This window comes from Streptomyces sp. NPDC058457, from assembly GCF_042720695.1.
In the GTDB taxonomy this organism is placed as follows: Bacteria; Actinomycetota; Actinomycetes; order Streptomycetales; family Streptomycetaceae; genus Streptomyces.
The window spans coordinates 25,125-42,038 of sequence record NZ_JBHXLU010000079.1 but is presented as its reverse complement, the minus strand read 5'-3'; the positions used below and the strand labels follow the sequence as shown (position 1 = coordinate 42,038).

The 16,914-nt window shown below is 70.3% G+C and carries 10 protein-coding genes; 7 read left to right on the top strand and 3 right to left on the bottom strand.

Features of this window, described 5'->3' with window-relative positions; genetic code table 11:
- Positions 1–3: 3 nt before the first annotated feature.
- Positions 4–891 carry a TetR family transcriptional regulator C-terminal domain-containing protein gene (locus ACFWPS_RS40955; RefSeq protein WP_383715515.1) on the top strand — a complete coding sequence of 296 codons (888 nt, stop codon included), beginning with the start codon at positions 4–6 and terminating at the stop codon, positions 889–891.
- 409 nt (positions 892–1,300) lie between these two features.
- Positions 1,301–2,728: an alkaline phosphatase family protein gene (locus tag ACFWPS_RS40950; protein ID WP_383715512.1), complete on the top strand. Its 1,428-nt coding sequence runs from the start codon at positions 1,301–1,303 to the stop codon at positions 2,726–2,728.
- A gap of 87 nt (positions 2,729–2,815) precedes the next feature.
- Here ACFWPS_RS40950 and ACFWPS_RS40945 read toward each other — a convergent pair whose 3' ends face one another.
- Both ACFWPS_RS40945 and ACFWPS_RS40940 read right to left on the bottom strand, forming a co-directional pair.
- Positions 2,816–4,723, bottom strand: coding sequence for an FHA domain-containing protein (locus tag ACFWPS_RS40945; protein WP_383715510.1), 1,908 nt, complete (start codon positions 4,721–4,723; stop codon positions 2,816–2,818).
- Between the two features lie 490 nt (positions 4,724–5,213).
- Positions 5,214–6,236, bottom strand: a complete 1,023-nt coding sequence (locus ACFWPS_RS40940; RefSeq protein ID WP_383715507.1) for a LacI family DNA-binding transcriptional regulator — start codon at positions 6,234–6,236, stop codon at positions 5,214–5,216.
- A 167-nt stretch (positions 6,237–6,403) separates the two neighbouring features.
- Between ACFWPS_RS40940 and ACFWPS_RS40935 the strand changes: the two genes are divergently transcribed.
- From ACFWPS_RS40935 to ACFWPS_RS40915, 5 genes are all read left to right on the top strand, one after another.
- On the top strand, positions 6,404–7,675 hold the full coding sequence (locus ACFWPS_RS40935) for an ABC transporter substrate-binding protein (RefSeq protein WP_383715504.1): 1,272 nt from the start codon (positions 6,404–6,406) through the stop codon (positions 7,673–7,675).
- 67 nt (positions 7,676–7,742) lie between these two features.
- Positions 7,743–8,648: a carbohydrate ABC transporter permease gene (locus ACFWPS_RS40930; RefSeq protein WP_383715502.1), complete on the top strand. Its 906-nt coding sequence runs from the start codon at positions 7,743–7,745 to the stop codon at positions 8,646–8,648.
- Positions 8,645–9,556: a carbohydrate ABC transporter permease gene (locus ACFWPS_RS40925; RefSeq protein WP_383715499.1), complete on the top strand. Its 912-nt coding sequence runs from the start codon at positions 8,645–8,647 to the stop codon at positions 9,554–9,556. The genes ACFWPS_RS40930 and ACFWPS_RS40925 overlap by 4 nt, the downstream gene beginning before the upstream one ends.
- Positions 9,557–9,558: 2 nt before the next feature.
- Positions 9,559–12,207 (top strand): hypothetical protein, encoded by a 2,649-nt coding sequence (locus ACFWPS_RS40920; protein ID WP_383715546.1) that lies wholly within the window; start codon positions 9,559–9,561, stop codon positions 12,205–12,207.
- Positions 12,208–12,469: 262 nt separating this feature from the next.
- Positions 12,470–15,298, top strand: a complete 2,829-nt coding sequence (locus tag ACFWPS_RS40915; RefSeq protein WP_383715497.1) for a hypothetical protein — start codon at positions 12,470–12,472, stop codon at positions 15,296–15,298.
- A gap of 62 nt (positions 15,299–15,360) precedes the next feature.
- On the opposite strand, the gene ACFWPS_RS40910 is transcribed toward ACFWPS_RS40915, so the two are convergent.
- Positions 15,361–16,824, bottom strand: coding sequence for an aldehyde dehydrogenase family protein (locus ACFWPS_RS40910; RefSeq protein WP_383715495.1), 1,464 nt, complete (start codon positions 16,822–16,824; stop codon positions 15,361–15,363).
- Positions 16,825–16,914 lie beyond the last annotated feature (90 nt).

Below are 16,914 nucleotides of genomic sequence, written 5' to 3'. Positions count from 1 at the left end.
GTTATGACCAGCATCGAGGACCGGCCGGCTGCGGCGACCGCCGATCTGCCGGGGCGCGTCCGGACCGCGATCCGGGCGGCCGCGATCTCCCAGCGCGAACTCGCCCACCGGATCGGAATGGACCCCACCGCCCTGTCCAAGGCGCTGCGCGGGACCCGGCGGCTGCGCGACGAGGAGGTCGCCGCCATCGCCAAGGCCTGTGGAGTCTCCACGGCCTATCTGGTCGAGGGAACCGGTCCGGAGCCCGTACTCCCGCCCGAGAGCGGGCGGGACCGGGCGCAGCCGGTGACGGCGCAGGAGCGGCGGGACCAGATCCTCGAGGCCGCGACCGTGCTCATCGCACGCCGCGGCTATCACAACGTGCGTGTCTCGGACATCGCCCGCTACTGCGGAACCAGTACCGCGACGGTGCACTACCACTTCCCGAGCAAGGAAGCCGCGCTGCACGCCGCGCTCGAGTACTACGCCCAGCGGTTCCGCACCCGGCTCGACGAGGAGTTCGGCCGGGCGAGTTCCGCGCGGGACAAACTGCGCCGCCTGATCGAGGTGCAACTGCCTCTCGCCGCCGACGACATCGACGAATGGTCGGTGTGGATCCAGTTCTGGAACCAGGCGATGCTCGAACCGCGGCTGCGGCCCGCGCAGCGGCGGATCTACTCGGGCTGGTACCGGGTCGTGGTGGAACTGCTGCACGAGTGCCGGTCCGAGGGCCTGGCACCGGAGGCGGACGTCGAGGCACTCGCCGACCGGTTCACCGCGATGGTCGACGGCCTGGCGATCCAGATTCTCGCCAGCTCGACCGAGATGCAGCCGGACCGTATGCGCTCGCTCCTGCTGCGCGCCTTCGAACCGCACCTCGACCTGACTGACCGGCCGTCACCGTCCCCCTGAGGCACCCGATGCCGAGCCGTCGAAGTGCCGGCGGTCTCACCGAGGCCGGCCACACACGACGGGCCGGTGGCAGAGGGAGCAGGAGGAGGCGTCAGCTGGACGCGTGACGTGGCTTCACCTTCGCATGGCGTTCGGGAGAGTGACCAGGCGTGAGGAGTGGAGTGCCGGTCGCGCGAGATTCATGTAGCGGCCACCGTTCCTCAACGCTCGGCAACACCCGTGCAACGAGCAGGTGTTGGGCGTGACGGCTCGGCCAACTCCTTCCGTGCGTTGGCCCGGAGTTCACCAGCGGCACCTGACGCACCGTGGCGCCCGGGGCCCAGAGTGAACGACGGCCCGTCCTTGTGGCCGGGCCGGCCGTCACTCCCGCGAAGGTTCTCCTGTCGGAGAGCCCGAGAACGGAGCACCCATGGCTGAACCGACCCGTCGCAGACTCCTGGGCTCCGCCGCCGGCGCGATCGGCGGCGCCGCGGCCCTCTCCCTTCTTCCCCCCGGCGTCCAGAAGGCCGTCGCCGCCGGACCGCCGAAGTACGGCTCCCTGCACGACATCGAGCATGTCGTCATGCTGATGCAGGAGAACCGGTCCTTCGACCACTACTTCGGCACCCTGTCCGGAGTCCGCGGTTTCGCCGACCCGCACGCGCTGAAGCTGGACACCGGACGGTCCGTCTTCCACCAGCCCGACGCCGTCAACCCCAAGGGCTATCTACTGCCCTTCCACCTCGACACGCACACGTCGAGCGCCCAGGCCATCCCCTCCACCAGCCACGCCTGGTCCGTGCAGCACCAGGCCTGGAACAACGGCAGGATGGACCAGTGGCTGCCCGCCCACCGCAAGGCCGACGGCGTCAACGGCCCCTACGTGATGGGCTACTACACCCGCAAGGACATCCCCTTCCAGTTCGCCCTCGCGGAGACGTTCACCATCTGCGACAACTACTTCTGTTCGGTCTTCGGCCCCACCTGGCCCAACCGCCTGATGTGGATGACCGGGACCATCGATCCCGGCGGCACCCGGGGCGGTCCGGTCATCAGCAACGTGGCGCCCACGCCGTACCGCTGGACGACGTACGCCGAGCGCCTCCAGGCCGCCGGAGTCAGCTGGAAGGTGTACCAGGAGCAGGACGACTACGGCACCAACATGCTGGAGCAGTTCGCGACGTTCAGGAACGCACAGCCCGGCTCCGACCTGTACGAGCGGGGCGTACGCCCGCAGCCCCACGGCACCTTCGAGGACGACGCCCGCAACGACCGGCTCCCGACGGTGTCGTGGATCTGCCCCACGAGCTACCAGTCGGAGCACCCGGACTACCTGCCGGCCGCGGGTGCCGACTACGTGGCGTCGAAGATCGAGGCCATCGCGTCGAACCCCAAGGTGTGGCGCAAGACCGCCTTCATCCTCAACTACGACGAGAACGACGGCCTGTTCGACCACGTGGCGCCGCCGACCCCGCCCGCCGGTACGGCGGACGAGTTCATCGGGGGCCTGCCGATCGGCGGCGGCTTCCGGGTCCCGGCCATCGTCGTCTCGCCCTGGACGGTGGGCGGCTGGGTCGCCTCGGAAGCCTTCGACCACACCTCGGCGCTGCAGTTCCTGGAACGGTTCACCGGCGTCGAGGAGCCCAACGTCAGCGAATGGCGGCGTGCCACCTTCGGCGACCTCACCACCGCGTTCCGCTTCCGCAGCACCCGACCGCGCCCGCCCCGCCTGCCCCACGACACCGCCGAGCGGTTGGAGAGGGCCAAGGAGGAGGTCGCCACCCTCCCCAAGCCCACGCTCCCGCAGAACGACCAGACCTACCCCCGTCAGGAGAAGGGCCACCGCCCGCACACCTGACCGCCCGTGCGCGGGGACGGGACCCGAGGCCGACCCCGCCCGCCGGTACGGGAAGTCCGGCGGGCGGGGTGTCGGGGACCCGGCGTGCTAGGCCTGGGCGGCCGGTTCCAGTGCCTCCACGGCCGCGGCGGCCGCGGACGAGTCCTGGCCGTAGAAGATGTCGATGTCGACCTCCTCGCCGCCCATCGTCAGCGTGTCCCAGGCGCCGCTGAGGACGAGCATGCGCAGGGTGGCGGGCTGGAGTGTGCGCAGGCGTTCCAGGATCGCCTCGTCGTCCGGCATGCCGGACAGACGGGGAGCCAGGCGGGCGCGGATGGCCTGCATGCGCTCCAGCAGCGTCTTGGTGTCCGCCTCGCGGTCGGGCTCTTCGGGGATCCCGTCGATGCCGTGGCCGATGATGTCCTTGATCGCCCAGGTGACGCCCTGGTTGTCGGTGGTGACCATCGCCTTCCACGCCCGGCTCTTGTGCCGGTACTGCAGCATCGACATCGCCGCCTCGTGCCGGAGGAAGTCGGCGTCGCGGAACGACCTTCCGTTCCACGCCCCGTTGAGGGAACGGGCCAGCGAGATGGCGGAGGCCAGACCGCTGTTGAGGCCGCGGCCCGGCCAGAAGTGGATCGCGTTGGCGGCGTCGCCGAGCAGGAAGCCGTAGGTGCCCGGCGAGGTGGTCGTGGGAGGCAGCAACTCGGCCGAGAACCTGGGGCGTTGCACCATGTCCAGCCGGAAGCTCGTGACCGCCGACAGGTCGTCGGCCTCGACGCCGAACAGCAGCAGTCCCTCCTGCACCCGCCGCCACAGGGCCGAGCCCTTGACCAGGGCGGGCAGGAACAGCGTGCCGTGCGTCGAGCACTGGAAGTCGCCGTACTCGTCGCGGTCCATCAGGCACGGCCGGGAGGCGATGCACTCCTCGAAGACGCGGCGGACCGGGTCCAGGCCGATCACCTCGGCGGCCTCGGCATCGGTGAGCCGCATGTTGAGGAAGCCCTCACCGCGCAGCGAGTTGAGCAGGAAGCGGTTCTGGGCGACCGTCATGAGGACCGCCATGGGGTCGGTCAGGCCGGACTTCACGCGCAGGCCGAGGACCACGTCCTGGAGGTGGCGGCCGTCCAGGGAGTAGATCGACTCGTCGGCCTTGCCGAACCGGGCGGCGAAGTGGTCCCTGGTGCGTGACCGTCCGCCGTCGCAGATCGCGAGCACGTGCTGGCTGGCGAGCGCCTCCTGCTCCTTCGCCGCGTCGAACCGGGCGGGTATGAGGCGTATCCGGTCCCGCTTCTCGTTGGCCAGCTCCAGCAGCCGGTCCTCGATGTAGGCGATGCGCATGTTGCGCGGGCTGTGGTCGCCGACCGAGTCCGGACCGGAGGGCCACATCTCCGTGTAGTGCTCCGGGTCGAAGAGGCGCGCCTGCACCTCCTCCGGCCAGGCGAGGTACTGGCGGCTCTGCACGGTCACCACCTGCTGGCGCCGTACGTTGCCCTCGTCCTGGCTCTTCCAGACGACGGTGCGGCCCTGCTTGCGCCACCTGCCGTCGTAGACGGTGATCTTCACCTGGGGCCCGAGGAAGTGCTCCAGGAGCAGGGCCAGGGACAGCCCGACGGGGCCGCCGCCGGCGACGGTGACCTGCAGTACGGGTCCCTGTTCGCCCTCCTGACCGGCGTGCGTGACGGACCTGGGCAGGGAGAGCGCCATCAGCGTCTCCATCGCGTCCGCCACCTCGAAGCGGAACTCCTGGTCGCCCAGGCTGATCTCGTCGCCCGGCTGCAGCAGCCGGGACTCCACCTCGTCCCCGTTGACCAGGGTGCCGTTGCTGCTGGCCAGGTCACGCAGGACGTAGCCCTTGTCCTGGTCGAAGACGATCTCCGCATGGAAGCGGGAGACACTGAGGCTGGAGATGACGACAGTGTTCTCCGAGTTACGTCCGAAGGTGACGCGGGTGTCCAGGATCGGGATGCGTTCTCCCGCCAGCAGACCTTCGAGCCCGACGAGCACCGGTGCCACGGCACTTCCTTCCAGGAGTGGATGACATCAACATCGTTGCGGCACCACCGGACACTGCCACGCACGTCCACGCCGGGCGGCAGTCAACCGGCGGAACAGCAACACGCTTGACATATGGCCGAACCGTGAAATCGATCAGGTGTGACGGCGCCACGGTTCTCCTGGCGGCGTCCGGCTTTTTCTCACCAATCGCCCCCAACTGGGAGCCTATACTTGCTCAGCCAAGTATTTCCAGTGGGCGCCATGCTGCGATCTCGTCTCGGCGCAGCGGGAGTTCACCACTTTCGGCCAGTGGCCCGCATCCGAGCGCGCCGGAAGCCCTGCCCGTTCGGCGGCCGGGCCGTAGAGGCGGTCGCCACGGGCGCCGGTTCCGAGGGTTCCGGGGCCGTCCGCACGACCGTCGCCATATCGTTCTCCAGCTCGTTTGGAATAACGTTATCGCAGGGGCGGCGCCCCGCACAGGGTCCGGCGAGGCACCGCGGCCCCGGGCTCAGGCCGGGATCTCCCCGGAGCCCCGGACCTTCAGGGTGACCGGGACGATCACCGACTGCACCGGGCGGCCGGGGTCGGCGATGCGGGCACGGAGCAGTTCCACGGCCGTCTGGCCGATCACGGCGGTCTGCTGGGCGACGACCGTGAGGGCGGGCTGCAGGAGGTCGGCCAGGGGCACCTCGTCGAAGCCGACCAGGGCCAGGCGGGCGGCGGCCTGCGGGCCGAGCTGCCGCAGGACCGTGAGCGTGGTGTCCATGTTGCCGGTGACCAGGGCGGTCGCCGGCTCCGGGCCGCGCAGTGCGGTGTCCAGGGCGGCGGCCACCCGCTCGGGGGTGATCTCCCCCGGGTGCACCAGCCCTTCCACGCCTTCGCCGTGGGCCCGCAGGGCGGCCCGGAAGGCGGCGGCGCGCTCCCGGCCGGAGAAGACGCGTTCGCTGTCGCCGATGTACGCGATACGGCGGTGCCCGTGCCGGTGCAGGTGGTGGAAGGCGATGCCGATGCCGGAGGCGTTGTCGGACATGACGCAGTCGACGGAGATCCCGCTCATCGGACGGTCCATGGCCACCAGCGGCATGCCCGCGTCCAGTTCGGGCTGGAGGTAGGCGTGGTTCTCGCCGAACGGCTCGACGATGATGCCGTCGAGGCGTTGCCGGCACATGGAGATCAGGATGTCGCGTTCCCTGGTCTCGTCGAAGTCCGTGGAGGCGGCGAGAAGGGTGAGGCCCGAGTCGCGGGCGGTGCGCTCGATGGCGGCAAGTTCCGGGTTGACCTCGGCGATCCTGCGGACCGCGGCGCCGATGGTGCCGGTGACTCCGGTGCGCAGCTGCCGGGCGCGCTCGTCCGGGGCGTAGTTCAGCGCGGCGATCGCGGCCTCGACCTTGGCGACGTACTCCGGCCCCACCGTGGGGTCGTTGTTGACCACCCGGGAGACGGTGCGCAGGGCCACCCCGGCCTCGCGCGCCACGTCGACCATCGTCGGGCGCCTGGGCCGTCCCCCGCTCTCACGCCGTGCTCGCGTCATCCGGCAGCTCCTCCTCGAAACATCGGACCGATATCAGACCGGCCCTTGACACATTCCCGCAACGCGCTTCTATCCTCGCGATAACGTTATCCCGAAGGATGTCGCGGCGTCGATCCTCTCCGGTCCGCCCCGTCCGCCGGGCCGCATCGTCCTTCCAGGAGACTTCCATGAGGCGCAAACGTCCGACTGTTGTCTGCCTCGCCGCGGCACTCGCCCTCACCGGATGCTCCGCGGCGTCGACCGGGAGCGCGAAGGGCGGCAGCTCCCTGACCTACCTCACCTTCGAAACCCCCAGCCTGACCGCCGGGTTCTGGGACACCTCGATCGCCAGCGCCGAGAAGAAGGTGCCGGGCGTGACGGTGAAGAAGATCGTCGCGCCGAGCACGGACCGGGACGCGTACGCCAAGCAGCTGCAGGCGTCGGGGCAGTTCCCGGATCTGCTCCAGTCGATCACCCCGTCGACGTTCGCGACGGCCGGGCTGCTCAAGCCGTACGACCAGAAGTGGGTGGACGCCAACTTCCTGCTGCCGCAGGGCAACGCCTACAAGGGGAAGGTCTACGTCCCGCCGACCAACTCGCAGATCATCCCCGAGGTCTTCTACAACAAGAAGCTGTTCGCCAAGGCGCACGTCAGCGCGGCGCCGAAGACCTGGCCGGAGTTCATGGCCGTGTGCGCCAAGCTCAAGGCCGCCGGCATCACCCCGGTAGAGCTGGGCGGCGGCGACCCGTTCGCGGCGTCCATGCCGCTGGTGGGCATCCTCTCTGCCGACGTGCTGGGCAAGGACCCGAACTGGCTGAAGAAGCGCTACGCCGGCCAGGTCCACTTCACCGACGCCGACGTCAAGGCCGCGGTGACCAAGTACCGGACGATGGTGAAGAAGGGCTACTTCGAGGACGGCGCCCTCGGGGTCAAGTACGCCGACTCGATCACCAACTTCACGTCCGGCAAGACCGGGATGTACATGATGGGCAGCTGGTTCCTCGGTTCGGTGCCCAAGGACCACGCCGACGACTTCGGCGCCTTCCTCACCCCCACCGAGGACGGGTCGCTCGTGGTGCCGTTCTCGGTGGGCGGCTCCATGGCGATCAGCGCCAAGACGAAAGATCCCGCCAAGGCGACCGCGTTCGCCGAGGCCTGGTCACTGGACCCGGCCAACTACAAAGCCCTCATCGAGGGTGACGGCGCGTTCCCGATGCTCAAGAACAAGACCCTGGACGACTACGGCGTCAACGTCACCAAGGTCTTCAAGGACTCGTACTCCTACGTCACCCAGAAGAACAAGAAGGTCTCGTCGTTCGGCTGGGCGACCAACGACGACTCCATGCCCTCCGGCCTCAACAACGCCTTCTACTCGGCCAGTCAGGCGCTGTTCTCCTCCGACGACGTCGAGGGCCAGCTGGCCGAGCTGGACGCCGCCTGGGACTCGGCGACCAAGTAAGCCACCTCGTCGGCCCCGGTTCTGCCCGCGGGTTCCGGGGCCGCAGATCTCCTCCGAGGAAAGAGCCATGACCACCCGAGCCGTGTCCATTCGAATCCGCCCGCGCCGTGGCGACCCCGCCCTGGGGTCGATCGCGTTCGTCGCGCTGGGCCTGTACGTCCTGTTCATCGTGGTCCCCGTGATCATGAGCGCCTGGAAGAGCCTCACGAACGAGAACCCGCTGCTGGCTCGCGCCGACTTCGTCGGTCTGTCCAACTACCGGGAGATGGCGCACGACAGCGCCCTGGCCGGAAGTCTCGGCTTCACCCTCCTGCTGGCCGGCGCGGTGACGCTGGTGGCCAACGCCGCCGGCATCGGGTTCGCGCTGCTGCTCAACAGAACGTCGCTGAGCTTCCGGCTGATGCGGACCGTCGCGTTCCTGCCGCAGGTGCTGTCCGGTGTCATCGTCGGATACGTCTGGCGCTACATCCTGGCCCGGGACGGCATCCTCGACAACGTCCTGGTGTCGCTGGGCGTCATCGACCAGCCGATCACCTGGCTGGGCAGTCCGCACCTCGCCGTGCTGTCCGTCGGGATCGTGGCCGCCTGGGTGCTGACGGGGTTCACCACCGTCGTCCACCTGGCCGCGCTGCAGTCGATCCCGGTCGAGCTGTACCAGGCCGCGATGGTCGACGGAGCCGGCCGCTGGCAGCGGTTCCGGCGCATCACGTTCCCGATGCTGGCCCCGGGCACCACGATCAGCGTCACCATCTCGCTGATCACGATGCTGAAGCTGTACGACATCATCGCCGTGCTCACCTCCGGCGGCCCGGCCGACTCCACGCAGTCCACCGCCCTGTACATCATCCAGCTCGCCTTCACGGACGACCGCTACGGCTATGCCTCGGCCGTCGCGATGCTCCTGCTCGTCGTCTCGATCGTCATCGCGCTGTCCGTGACCGCCGTGCTGCGCCGCCGGGAGGTGGACCTGTGAGCACGTCGACCTCGCAGCGGCCCGCCGTCCGGCGGCGGGCAGCGATACCGGGCGCCGTTCCCGTACCGGGTCGGGACCGTCGCCGCGCCTGGACCTCGCGGGGACACCTGGTGGCGGCCGGGCTGCTCACGCTGGCCTTCGTCAGCCCCGTCTACCTGACGGTCGTCAACGCCTTCAAGTCGCAGGACCAGATCATCCGGAACCCGGCGGCGCCGCCCGCCCCGCCGACGACGGGCAACCTCACGGACGCCCTGGCCCGGCCCGACCGGATCGTCCAGATCGGGCTCACCAACTCCGCGGTCACGGTCGTCGCCTCGGTGCTGTTGATCATCCCGCTGGGCGCGGCCCTCAGCTTCTGGCTCTCCCGGCGCCCGGCCGGGCTGCGCCGGATCGTGCTGGCGTGCTTCGGCGCGGGCCTGATGATCCCGCCCGCGGTGGTGCTGCTGCCGACCATCCGCATCCTGGCCTTCCTGCACCTGGACCACACCTATGCGGGGCTGGTCCTGGCCAACGTCGGCGGCGGCTACCTGTCGTTCGCGGTGTTCGTGTACTCCGGCTTCCTGCGGTCGATCCCGGCCGAGATCGTCGAGGCCGCGACCGTGGACGGCGCCCGGAGCCTGCGGGTCTGGTGGACGATCGTCATGCCCCTGCTGCGCCCGGCCACCGCGACCGTCGCGATCTTCCTGTCGCTGTGGATCTGGAACGACTTCATGAACCCGCAGTTCATCCTCGGCCCGCTGCACGGCCAGACGATCACCACCGGGATCTACCAGTCGGTCGGTCAGTTCTCCACCAACTACGCCCAGTTGTTCGGCGTGATGCTGCTGGCGGCGGTCGTTCCCGTCGCCGGATACCTAGCGCTGCAGAAGCAGTTCATCGCCGGACTGACCTCGGGAGCCACCAAGTGACCATGGAAACCGCCGCCGGAGCCGTGGACATCGGCCGGACCGGTGTGCCGGACCTGGAGGACGTCGCCGGGCACTGGGTCGGCGCGGACGAGATCGCGCACCTGCCCTCGCTGCGCAACCAGCAGGGGCAGGCGCACGTCAACCACGATCTGACCTCTCTGTCCTGGCTGGCCGCGCCGCCGTTCACGTTCGGCTACCACACCGGTGAGCTGCACGTGGACGGCGTGGTCCCGGCCGCGCAGCGCTTCCTGTGGAAGCCGTGGGGCGTACTGCGCGAACACCGCCGCCCGGACGGGCTGCTGCTGACCACCGACACCCGGATGGCGCTCTCCCGGGACCTGCTCCTGTGGCGGATCGAGGTCACCAACGAGAGCGACGAGGCCAGGACGGTCGAGCTGGCCCAGGACCTCTTCGCGATGGCCGCCCACGCGGAGGTCGGATACGGCTGGCTGTACGACGGGCCGTGGAACCACGGTATGCACCACGACTACATGGCGCTGGAGCGCATCCGGGCCACCACGGGCGGCGGGGAGCAGCACTACCTGCTGTCCTCGGCGGCGCGGCGCCTCAGGCTGGGCAGGCCCCGCGTTCCGGGGATCCAGCGCGACGAGGACCACGGTCCGATGCTCCTGGACGACGCGCTCCCGGCGCACGTCAGCCACGACAAGGAGCCGGAGCCGCGGGCCGGCGTGGCCGGGGCCGTACGCAGGCTCGGGGTGGCGGGGGCCGACGGCGGTGTGATCCTGCGGGCCGACGGGACGATCGCGCTGACACCCGACGGCGAGACGAACCTGGACCCCTTCGTGCTCTCCCCCGGCCTGACGATCGAGTTCGAGCTGCGGCTCGACGCGGCGGGGCAGTCCGGGACCGTCCTCACCCACGGCAACCACCCCGACTCGCTCCAGATCGGCGTCGAGGACGGCCGGCTGTGGCTCGGCGTCACCGGGGAGCGGGAGCTCACCGACACCGCACTCGCCGCCGGGATCTGGCACCGCGTCCGTATACAGGTGGCGGCGGACGTGGTCGTGCTGTGTCTCGCGGGTGCCGAGATCGCCCGTACCCGGCACTGGACCGAGTCGCGCCGCTGGGTGTCCCGCGCCGAGGACGGCACGGTCGCCTTCGCGGACTCCCGGTCGCCGGCTCGTGCCGCCTACGCCTTCGCCGGGCCGTCCGGCGAACCGCGGGCCGCGGGCGCCGGCCGCCGGGTGACCTGGACCTGCCGGATCGAACCCGGCGGGAGCGTGGTCATCGGGATCGCCTGCGCGTACGGGACCGACGCCGGCGCCGTCGCGGCACAGGCCCGTGGCGCGGCCGAGGACTTCGAGACGACGATGCGGGCCGGGCGGGACGGCTGGCGCCGGCTCTGGGCCGCCATGTTCACCCCGGGCAACCCCGACTTCTCCGGGCACCTGCCCACCTTCACCACCGAGGACGCCGGCCTCGCGCGCACCTACTACATGGGGGCCCTGCAGGCGCTGTACATGCGCACCACTCGGATCCGGCCCGGTGAGCCGGTGTTCCTCACCGGCGGCCCCCGGCTAGGGCCGACCACCACCTACTTCTGGGACCACTGCGAGTGGAGCCGGCTGTACGCCCTGCTGGAACCGGCCGGCCTGCGCTCCTGGCTGCTGCGGGTCCTGGCCGGGCCCTACCGTGACTCCTTCGGCGTGGAGAACCTCGGCGGCGGGCCGCTGGGCAACGCCTACAGCTCCACCGACTACGCCCTGTTCAGGCTCATCGAGCACTACGTCTGCATCACCGGTGACCTCGCCTTCCTCGACGAGACGACCGGCGGGGCGACCGTCCTCACGCATGCGGAGCGGCTCGGGCTGGGGTGGCGCGAGCGGCGCAGCGCGGCCACCGGGGGCGTGCTGGCCGACTTCGGCGCCGATCCGTGGCAGCTGCTGGAGTGTGTGCCCACCTACACCGGTGTCGTCGCCTCCTTCAACGGCGCCTACGTCGCCTCGACGCGCTCGCTGGCCGGGCTGTACCGGCGGCTGGGCCGGCCCGGGGATGCCGAGCGGGCCGAGGCCGAGGCCGGTCGGCTGGCCGAAGCGGTGCTGGACCTGTACGCCGGGTCGGGCCGCTGGCGGATCCTCCGCCCGGACGGGACCGACACGATCGGGCACTGCCTGGACTTCGGTCTGGTCGCGGCGGCCCTGCACCGTGAACTCCCGGAGCGGGTACGGCGGGAGATGGCCGACTTCGTCACCGGCCGTCTGCTGGTGGGCGGTTGGATGCGGGCGCTGAGTCCCGACGATCCGATCGCCGCCGCCTCCGACCGTCCCGACCACGGCGCGGCCGGTGCCTTCGCCGCGTGGCCCGGCGTCACCGCCCACGGCCTGGCGCGCCTCGGTCACCGCAACCGGGCGATCGCTCTCCTGCGCGACCTCTCGTCGGCCGCCTCGGGCGGGCTGTGGGGGCAGGCCATGGAGATCGTGACCGGGCCGGACGGCACGCACCGGGCCCGGGTGGCCGAACGCGGTACCTCCGTCCGCGACAACATCGCGGGCGCGGCCGGAGCCGAGGCGGTGCTGTCGGCCCTGTTCGACATCAACCCGACGTTCGGGACCGGCCGCACCGCCGGACTGCCCGCCGCCCTGTCCGTCGAGGGCGTCGGGACCCTCACGCATCTCGGCCCGGCCGTCTGACCCGGGCTTCGCCCCGCTGTCCCGGGCGGGCCTCGCCGACTTCCTCACCGGGCTGCCCGAGCCCGGGGCCGCCGCCGACGCGGTCACCGTCGTCGGGCCGGGGCCCCTGCTCGGTGCCGCCGGTCCCGCCACCACCAACGGCCGGGCGGCCATGCCACACCCCGCTGGAACACCCCCGCCCAAGCGGAGCGGGACACCGCAAGAGAAAGGTCACCGCACAGTGACAACCTCACCCCGCCACCGGAGACGCATCAGCGCCCTGATGGCCACGGCCCTCGTGGCCGTCGGCCTGACCACCCTCCAGAGCGGCGCATCCGCCGCCGCACAACCCCTCGGCGATCCCACCACGGCCCAGGCCCTGTCCACCGTGGCCCGGTTCCAGGGCGTCTGGAACTCACCGCCCACCAGTCTGGCGAACGGCGAGACCGCCGACGCCCCGCTGCTGGGCAACGGCGATGTCGGCGTCGCGGTCGGCGGCTCCGTCGACGACCAGACCTTCTATCTCGGCAAGAACGACTTCTTCTCCACCGCCACCAACGGCATCGAACCGCTGGGCCGGATTGTGCTGTCAGTCCCGGGCCTGGCGGGCTCGGCCTATCACGTCGTACAGAACATCGCGCAGGCGCAGGTCGAGGGCACCTACACGCTCGGCGGCGAGCAGCTCTCGTCCACGAGCTGGGTCTCGGCGACCCGGAACCTGTTCGTCACCAGCCTGCGGCTGTCCGGCTCGCACCCGCAGCAGGCGACCGTCACCGTGCAGGACGGCCTGGGGAAGACGCCGGCGACGACGGGCAAGGACGGCGTGCTCGACGCCGACGTGCAGGCCGGCACCATCGACGCGCCGGGCAACCCCCACGCGCGGATCGCGACGAGCGTGCGCGGCACCGCCGCGAGCGTGTCGGGCAACCGGGTCAGCCTGACCCTCAAGCCCGGTGTGACCTACACCGTCGCCGCGGCGATTCAGAGCAGCCATGACACACCCCGCTACCAGTCCGTCGCCCACGCGACGGCCACCGCGCTGACCGGCGGCTCGCTGGCCAAGCTGTACGCGGCCCACGAGTCCTGGTGGCGGGAGTACTGGTCCCGGTCGTTCGTGCAGATCCCCGACCAGGCCGTGGAGAAGAGCTGGTACGGCTCGCTCTACCTGCTCGGCTCGGTCTCGCGCGCCGGGAAGTACGCCCCGGGTCTGTGGGGGAACTGGATCACCGGGGCCATGAACTGGTACGGCGACTACCACGCCAACTACAACTACGAGGCGGCGTTCTATCCGGCGCTGTCGACCAACCACATAGCCCAGATGGGTTCCTACGACGACCCGATCCTGGACTGGATGCCCAGGGGCAGGGCGAAGGCCGCCGCGGCCGGGTACCAGGGTGTCCTCTATCCCGTCGGTATCTCGCCCAACGGGACCAGCGCCGCCGACGACCTGTACAACCAGAAGTCCGACGCCGTGAACTTCGCCAGCGACATGGTCATGAAGTACGAGTACACCCGCAGCGCCTCCTACGCGCGCAAGGTCCTGCCCTACCTCGAACAGGTCGGGCTGTTCTGGCAGCACTACCTGACCTGGGACGCGGCCACGGGCACGTACAACATCGAGAACGACGCGCCGCAGGAGGGCGGCGTCTACCCGCAGACCAACAGCATCCTCTCGCTCGGCCTCGTGCACCTGCTGTTCCAGGGCCTGATCGACATGAGCAAGGACCTGCACATCAACGACCCGCTCGTGCCCACCTGGCAGCACATCGACCAGAACCTCGCGCCGCTGCCCACGATGTCGAGGAACGGCCAGACCGTCTTCCGGCAGACCTCCGAGGGCTCCGGCTGGGTCGGTGACGGCAACGACGTCGCCGTCCAGGCCGTCTACCCCGGCCTCCAGGTGGGACTGAACGACTCCGCCGACCTGCTCCGGACCGCGCAGAACACCGTCGCACAGCTGAACAACTGGCACAGCGACAACTCCCCGGCCACCCTGTACGCGGCCGCCGCGGCGATCGGCTACAACCCCAGCACGCTGATGGACGAGCTGCACGCCGAGGCCACCGCCTACTCGTACCCGAACATGGCGGTGCACCACTACGGCGGCGGCGTCGAGAACCTCAACGTCACCACCTCGGGCCTCGACGAGATGCTCCTGCAGTCCTACCAGCACGACATCAGGGTGTTCCCGAACTGGCCCGCGAACTCCAACGCCAAGTTCGGCGGCCTGCTGGCCTACGACGACTTCCTGGTCTCCAGCAGCATCCGCGGCAACGCCGTCGAATACGTCCGGATCACCAGCCGGTCCGGCCGGAACCTCACCTTCACCAACCCCTGGCCCGGCAGGACCATGGAGTACTACGCGAACGGCGTCCACAAGGGAACCCTCTCGGGCACCACGATCAAGCTGCACACCACGGTCGGCGAGACCATCGACCTCGCCCCGGCAGGAACCAGCCAGGACACCATCAGGCACGAGCTGTCCCAGCCGGCCAAGGCCGCGACGACCAGCTCACTGACCACGGGCTTCGAGACCGGGCAGACCCAGCCGACCTGGACCGACACCGTGGACAACGCCGACACCCACGGCGACGGCAACTACGGCGTCACCGGCCTGTGCTGCGGCCTCACGGGTCCCCAGGCGGCCGTGCGCACCGGCGAACAGGCCCACACGGGCGACGCCGCGCTGATGTACTCGGGCTACGCCAACGGCGGTTCGTACGACCACGCCTACCTGCAGGTCTACGGCTTCAACGGCGCGCCGCTCACCGTCCGCGACGACACCACGCTCAGCTACTGGATCTTCCCGCAGTCCGACGCCACCACGCCATGGGTGGACGCGGGTTCGGACAACAGCACCTGTGTCGCCGTCGACCTGGTCTTCACCGACGGCAGCGCCCTGCGGGACTCCGGCGCCACCGACCAGTCAGGCAACGGGATACATCCGGCCCAGCAGTGCGGACACCTCACGCCGGACACCTGGAACCACGTGACCGTGGACCTCGGCGCGGTCAAGGCGGGGCAGGCGGTCGGCAAGGTGCTCCTCGGCTTCGACCACTCGGGGGCCACGGGTGGTTACCGCGGCTACGTCGACGACGTGAGCATCGGCTGACACCGCGGATCCGAGGGTGGGCCGGCGGCTGCCGTCGGCCCACCTCAGCGGTGCGCCGGCGGTCAGACGGCCTCGGGAAGGGTCACGTGGACGTAGGTCTTGTTCTCCTGGAACTCGGCGAGGGACAGCGGTCCGCGCAGCCGGCCGATGCCGCTCTGCTTGAAGCCGCCCTCGGGGAAGCCCTCGTCCAGCACGAACCAGGAGTTGGTCCAGACGGTGCCCGCCCGTACCGCGCGGCCGACCCGCCGGGCGCGGTCCCCGTCGCGGGTGAAGACGGCTGCCGACAGGCCGAACTCGGTGGCGTTGGCGCGGTGCACGGCCTCTGCCTCGTCGCCGAAGACCTCGAAGGTGGCCACCGGTGCGAAGACCTCCTCCTGGACGAGGACGGCGTCGAGGTCGGAGATCTCGATCAGGCTGGGACGGTAGAACGCGCCCGCGGCGAGCGGTCCTTCGGTGACCGGTCCACCGCGCACGACAGCCTTGCCGCCCTGTTCGAGGGCCTCCTCGACGAGGGCGTCGACCCTGCGGACGGCGTCGCGGTCGATGAGCGGGCCCATCTGCGAGCCTTCGTCGTCCCCGGGACCGACGACGACCGACTCCAGGGCGGCACTGAGCCGTTCGCGGACCTGGTCGGCGATGGCACGGTGCACGAGGATGCGGCTGCCGGCCATGCAGAACTGACCGGCTCCCAGGGTGAGGCCGAGGGTGAGCAGGGGCAGGGCGTGGTCGAGGTCGGCGTCCTCGAAGAGGATCATGGGGGTCTTGCCGCCCAGCTCCATGTTCATCCGCTTCAGGGTGGCCGCGCCGGTGGCGACGATCAGCCGGCCGATGGCGGTGCTGCCGGTGTAGCTGACCGCGTCCACCTCGGGCGAGGCGACCAGGTGCGGCGCGCCGGTGTTGCCGGACTCGGTGAACATGTTGACCACCCCCGCGGGCAGCGAGGGCACCTCGGAGATGATGCGCGCCATCAGCGCGTTGGTCAGTGCGGTCTGTCCCGGCATCTTCACCGCCACGGTGTTGCCCGCGGCCAGCGCGGGGCCGAGCGAACGCAGGAACAGCGCGACCGGCGAGTTCCACGGCACGATGATCGCCACGACGCCCAGGGGCTCGCGCAGGCTGCTGAACCAGGTGTGCCGGTCGGTCTGCGCGAACGCCCCCGTGTCGGTGGTCATGCTCGCGATCGCGTAGCTCAGGGCGCCGGCCGAGAACCGCGCCTCCAGCCGGGCCTCGCGGAGCAGTTTGCCGTTCTCCGCGCTGAGGACCTGGGCCAGTTCCTCGGCATGCGCCTCGAAGGCGGCCACCATCTCGGTGAGCGCCGTACGGCGCAGGTTCCGGTCCGTCGACCAGGCGGTCGAGTCGAAGGCGTGGCGGGCCGCGGCCACGGCCGCCGCCGCTTCCGCGCGCCCGCCGTCCGCGTACTCCCCCACCGTCTCGCCGTTGGCCGGATTGACCGACTCGGAGACAGCGGCCGAGCCCTGCCACTGCCCGCCTATCCAGTGCCGGGCCGTCCCGTCGTTGTCGTACATCGCGTCACTACCTCCAAAGCGCGGGGCGTCACACGGATTTGTGTGGCCCTCCCGGCGAGAGACTAGGAGCCAAGTACTTGCTTTGTAAAG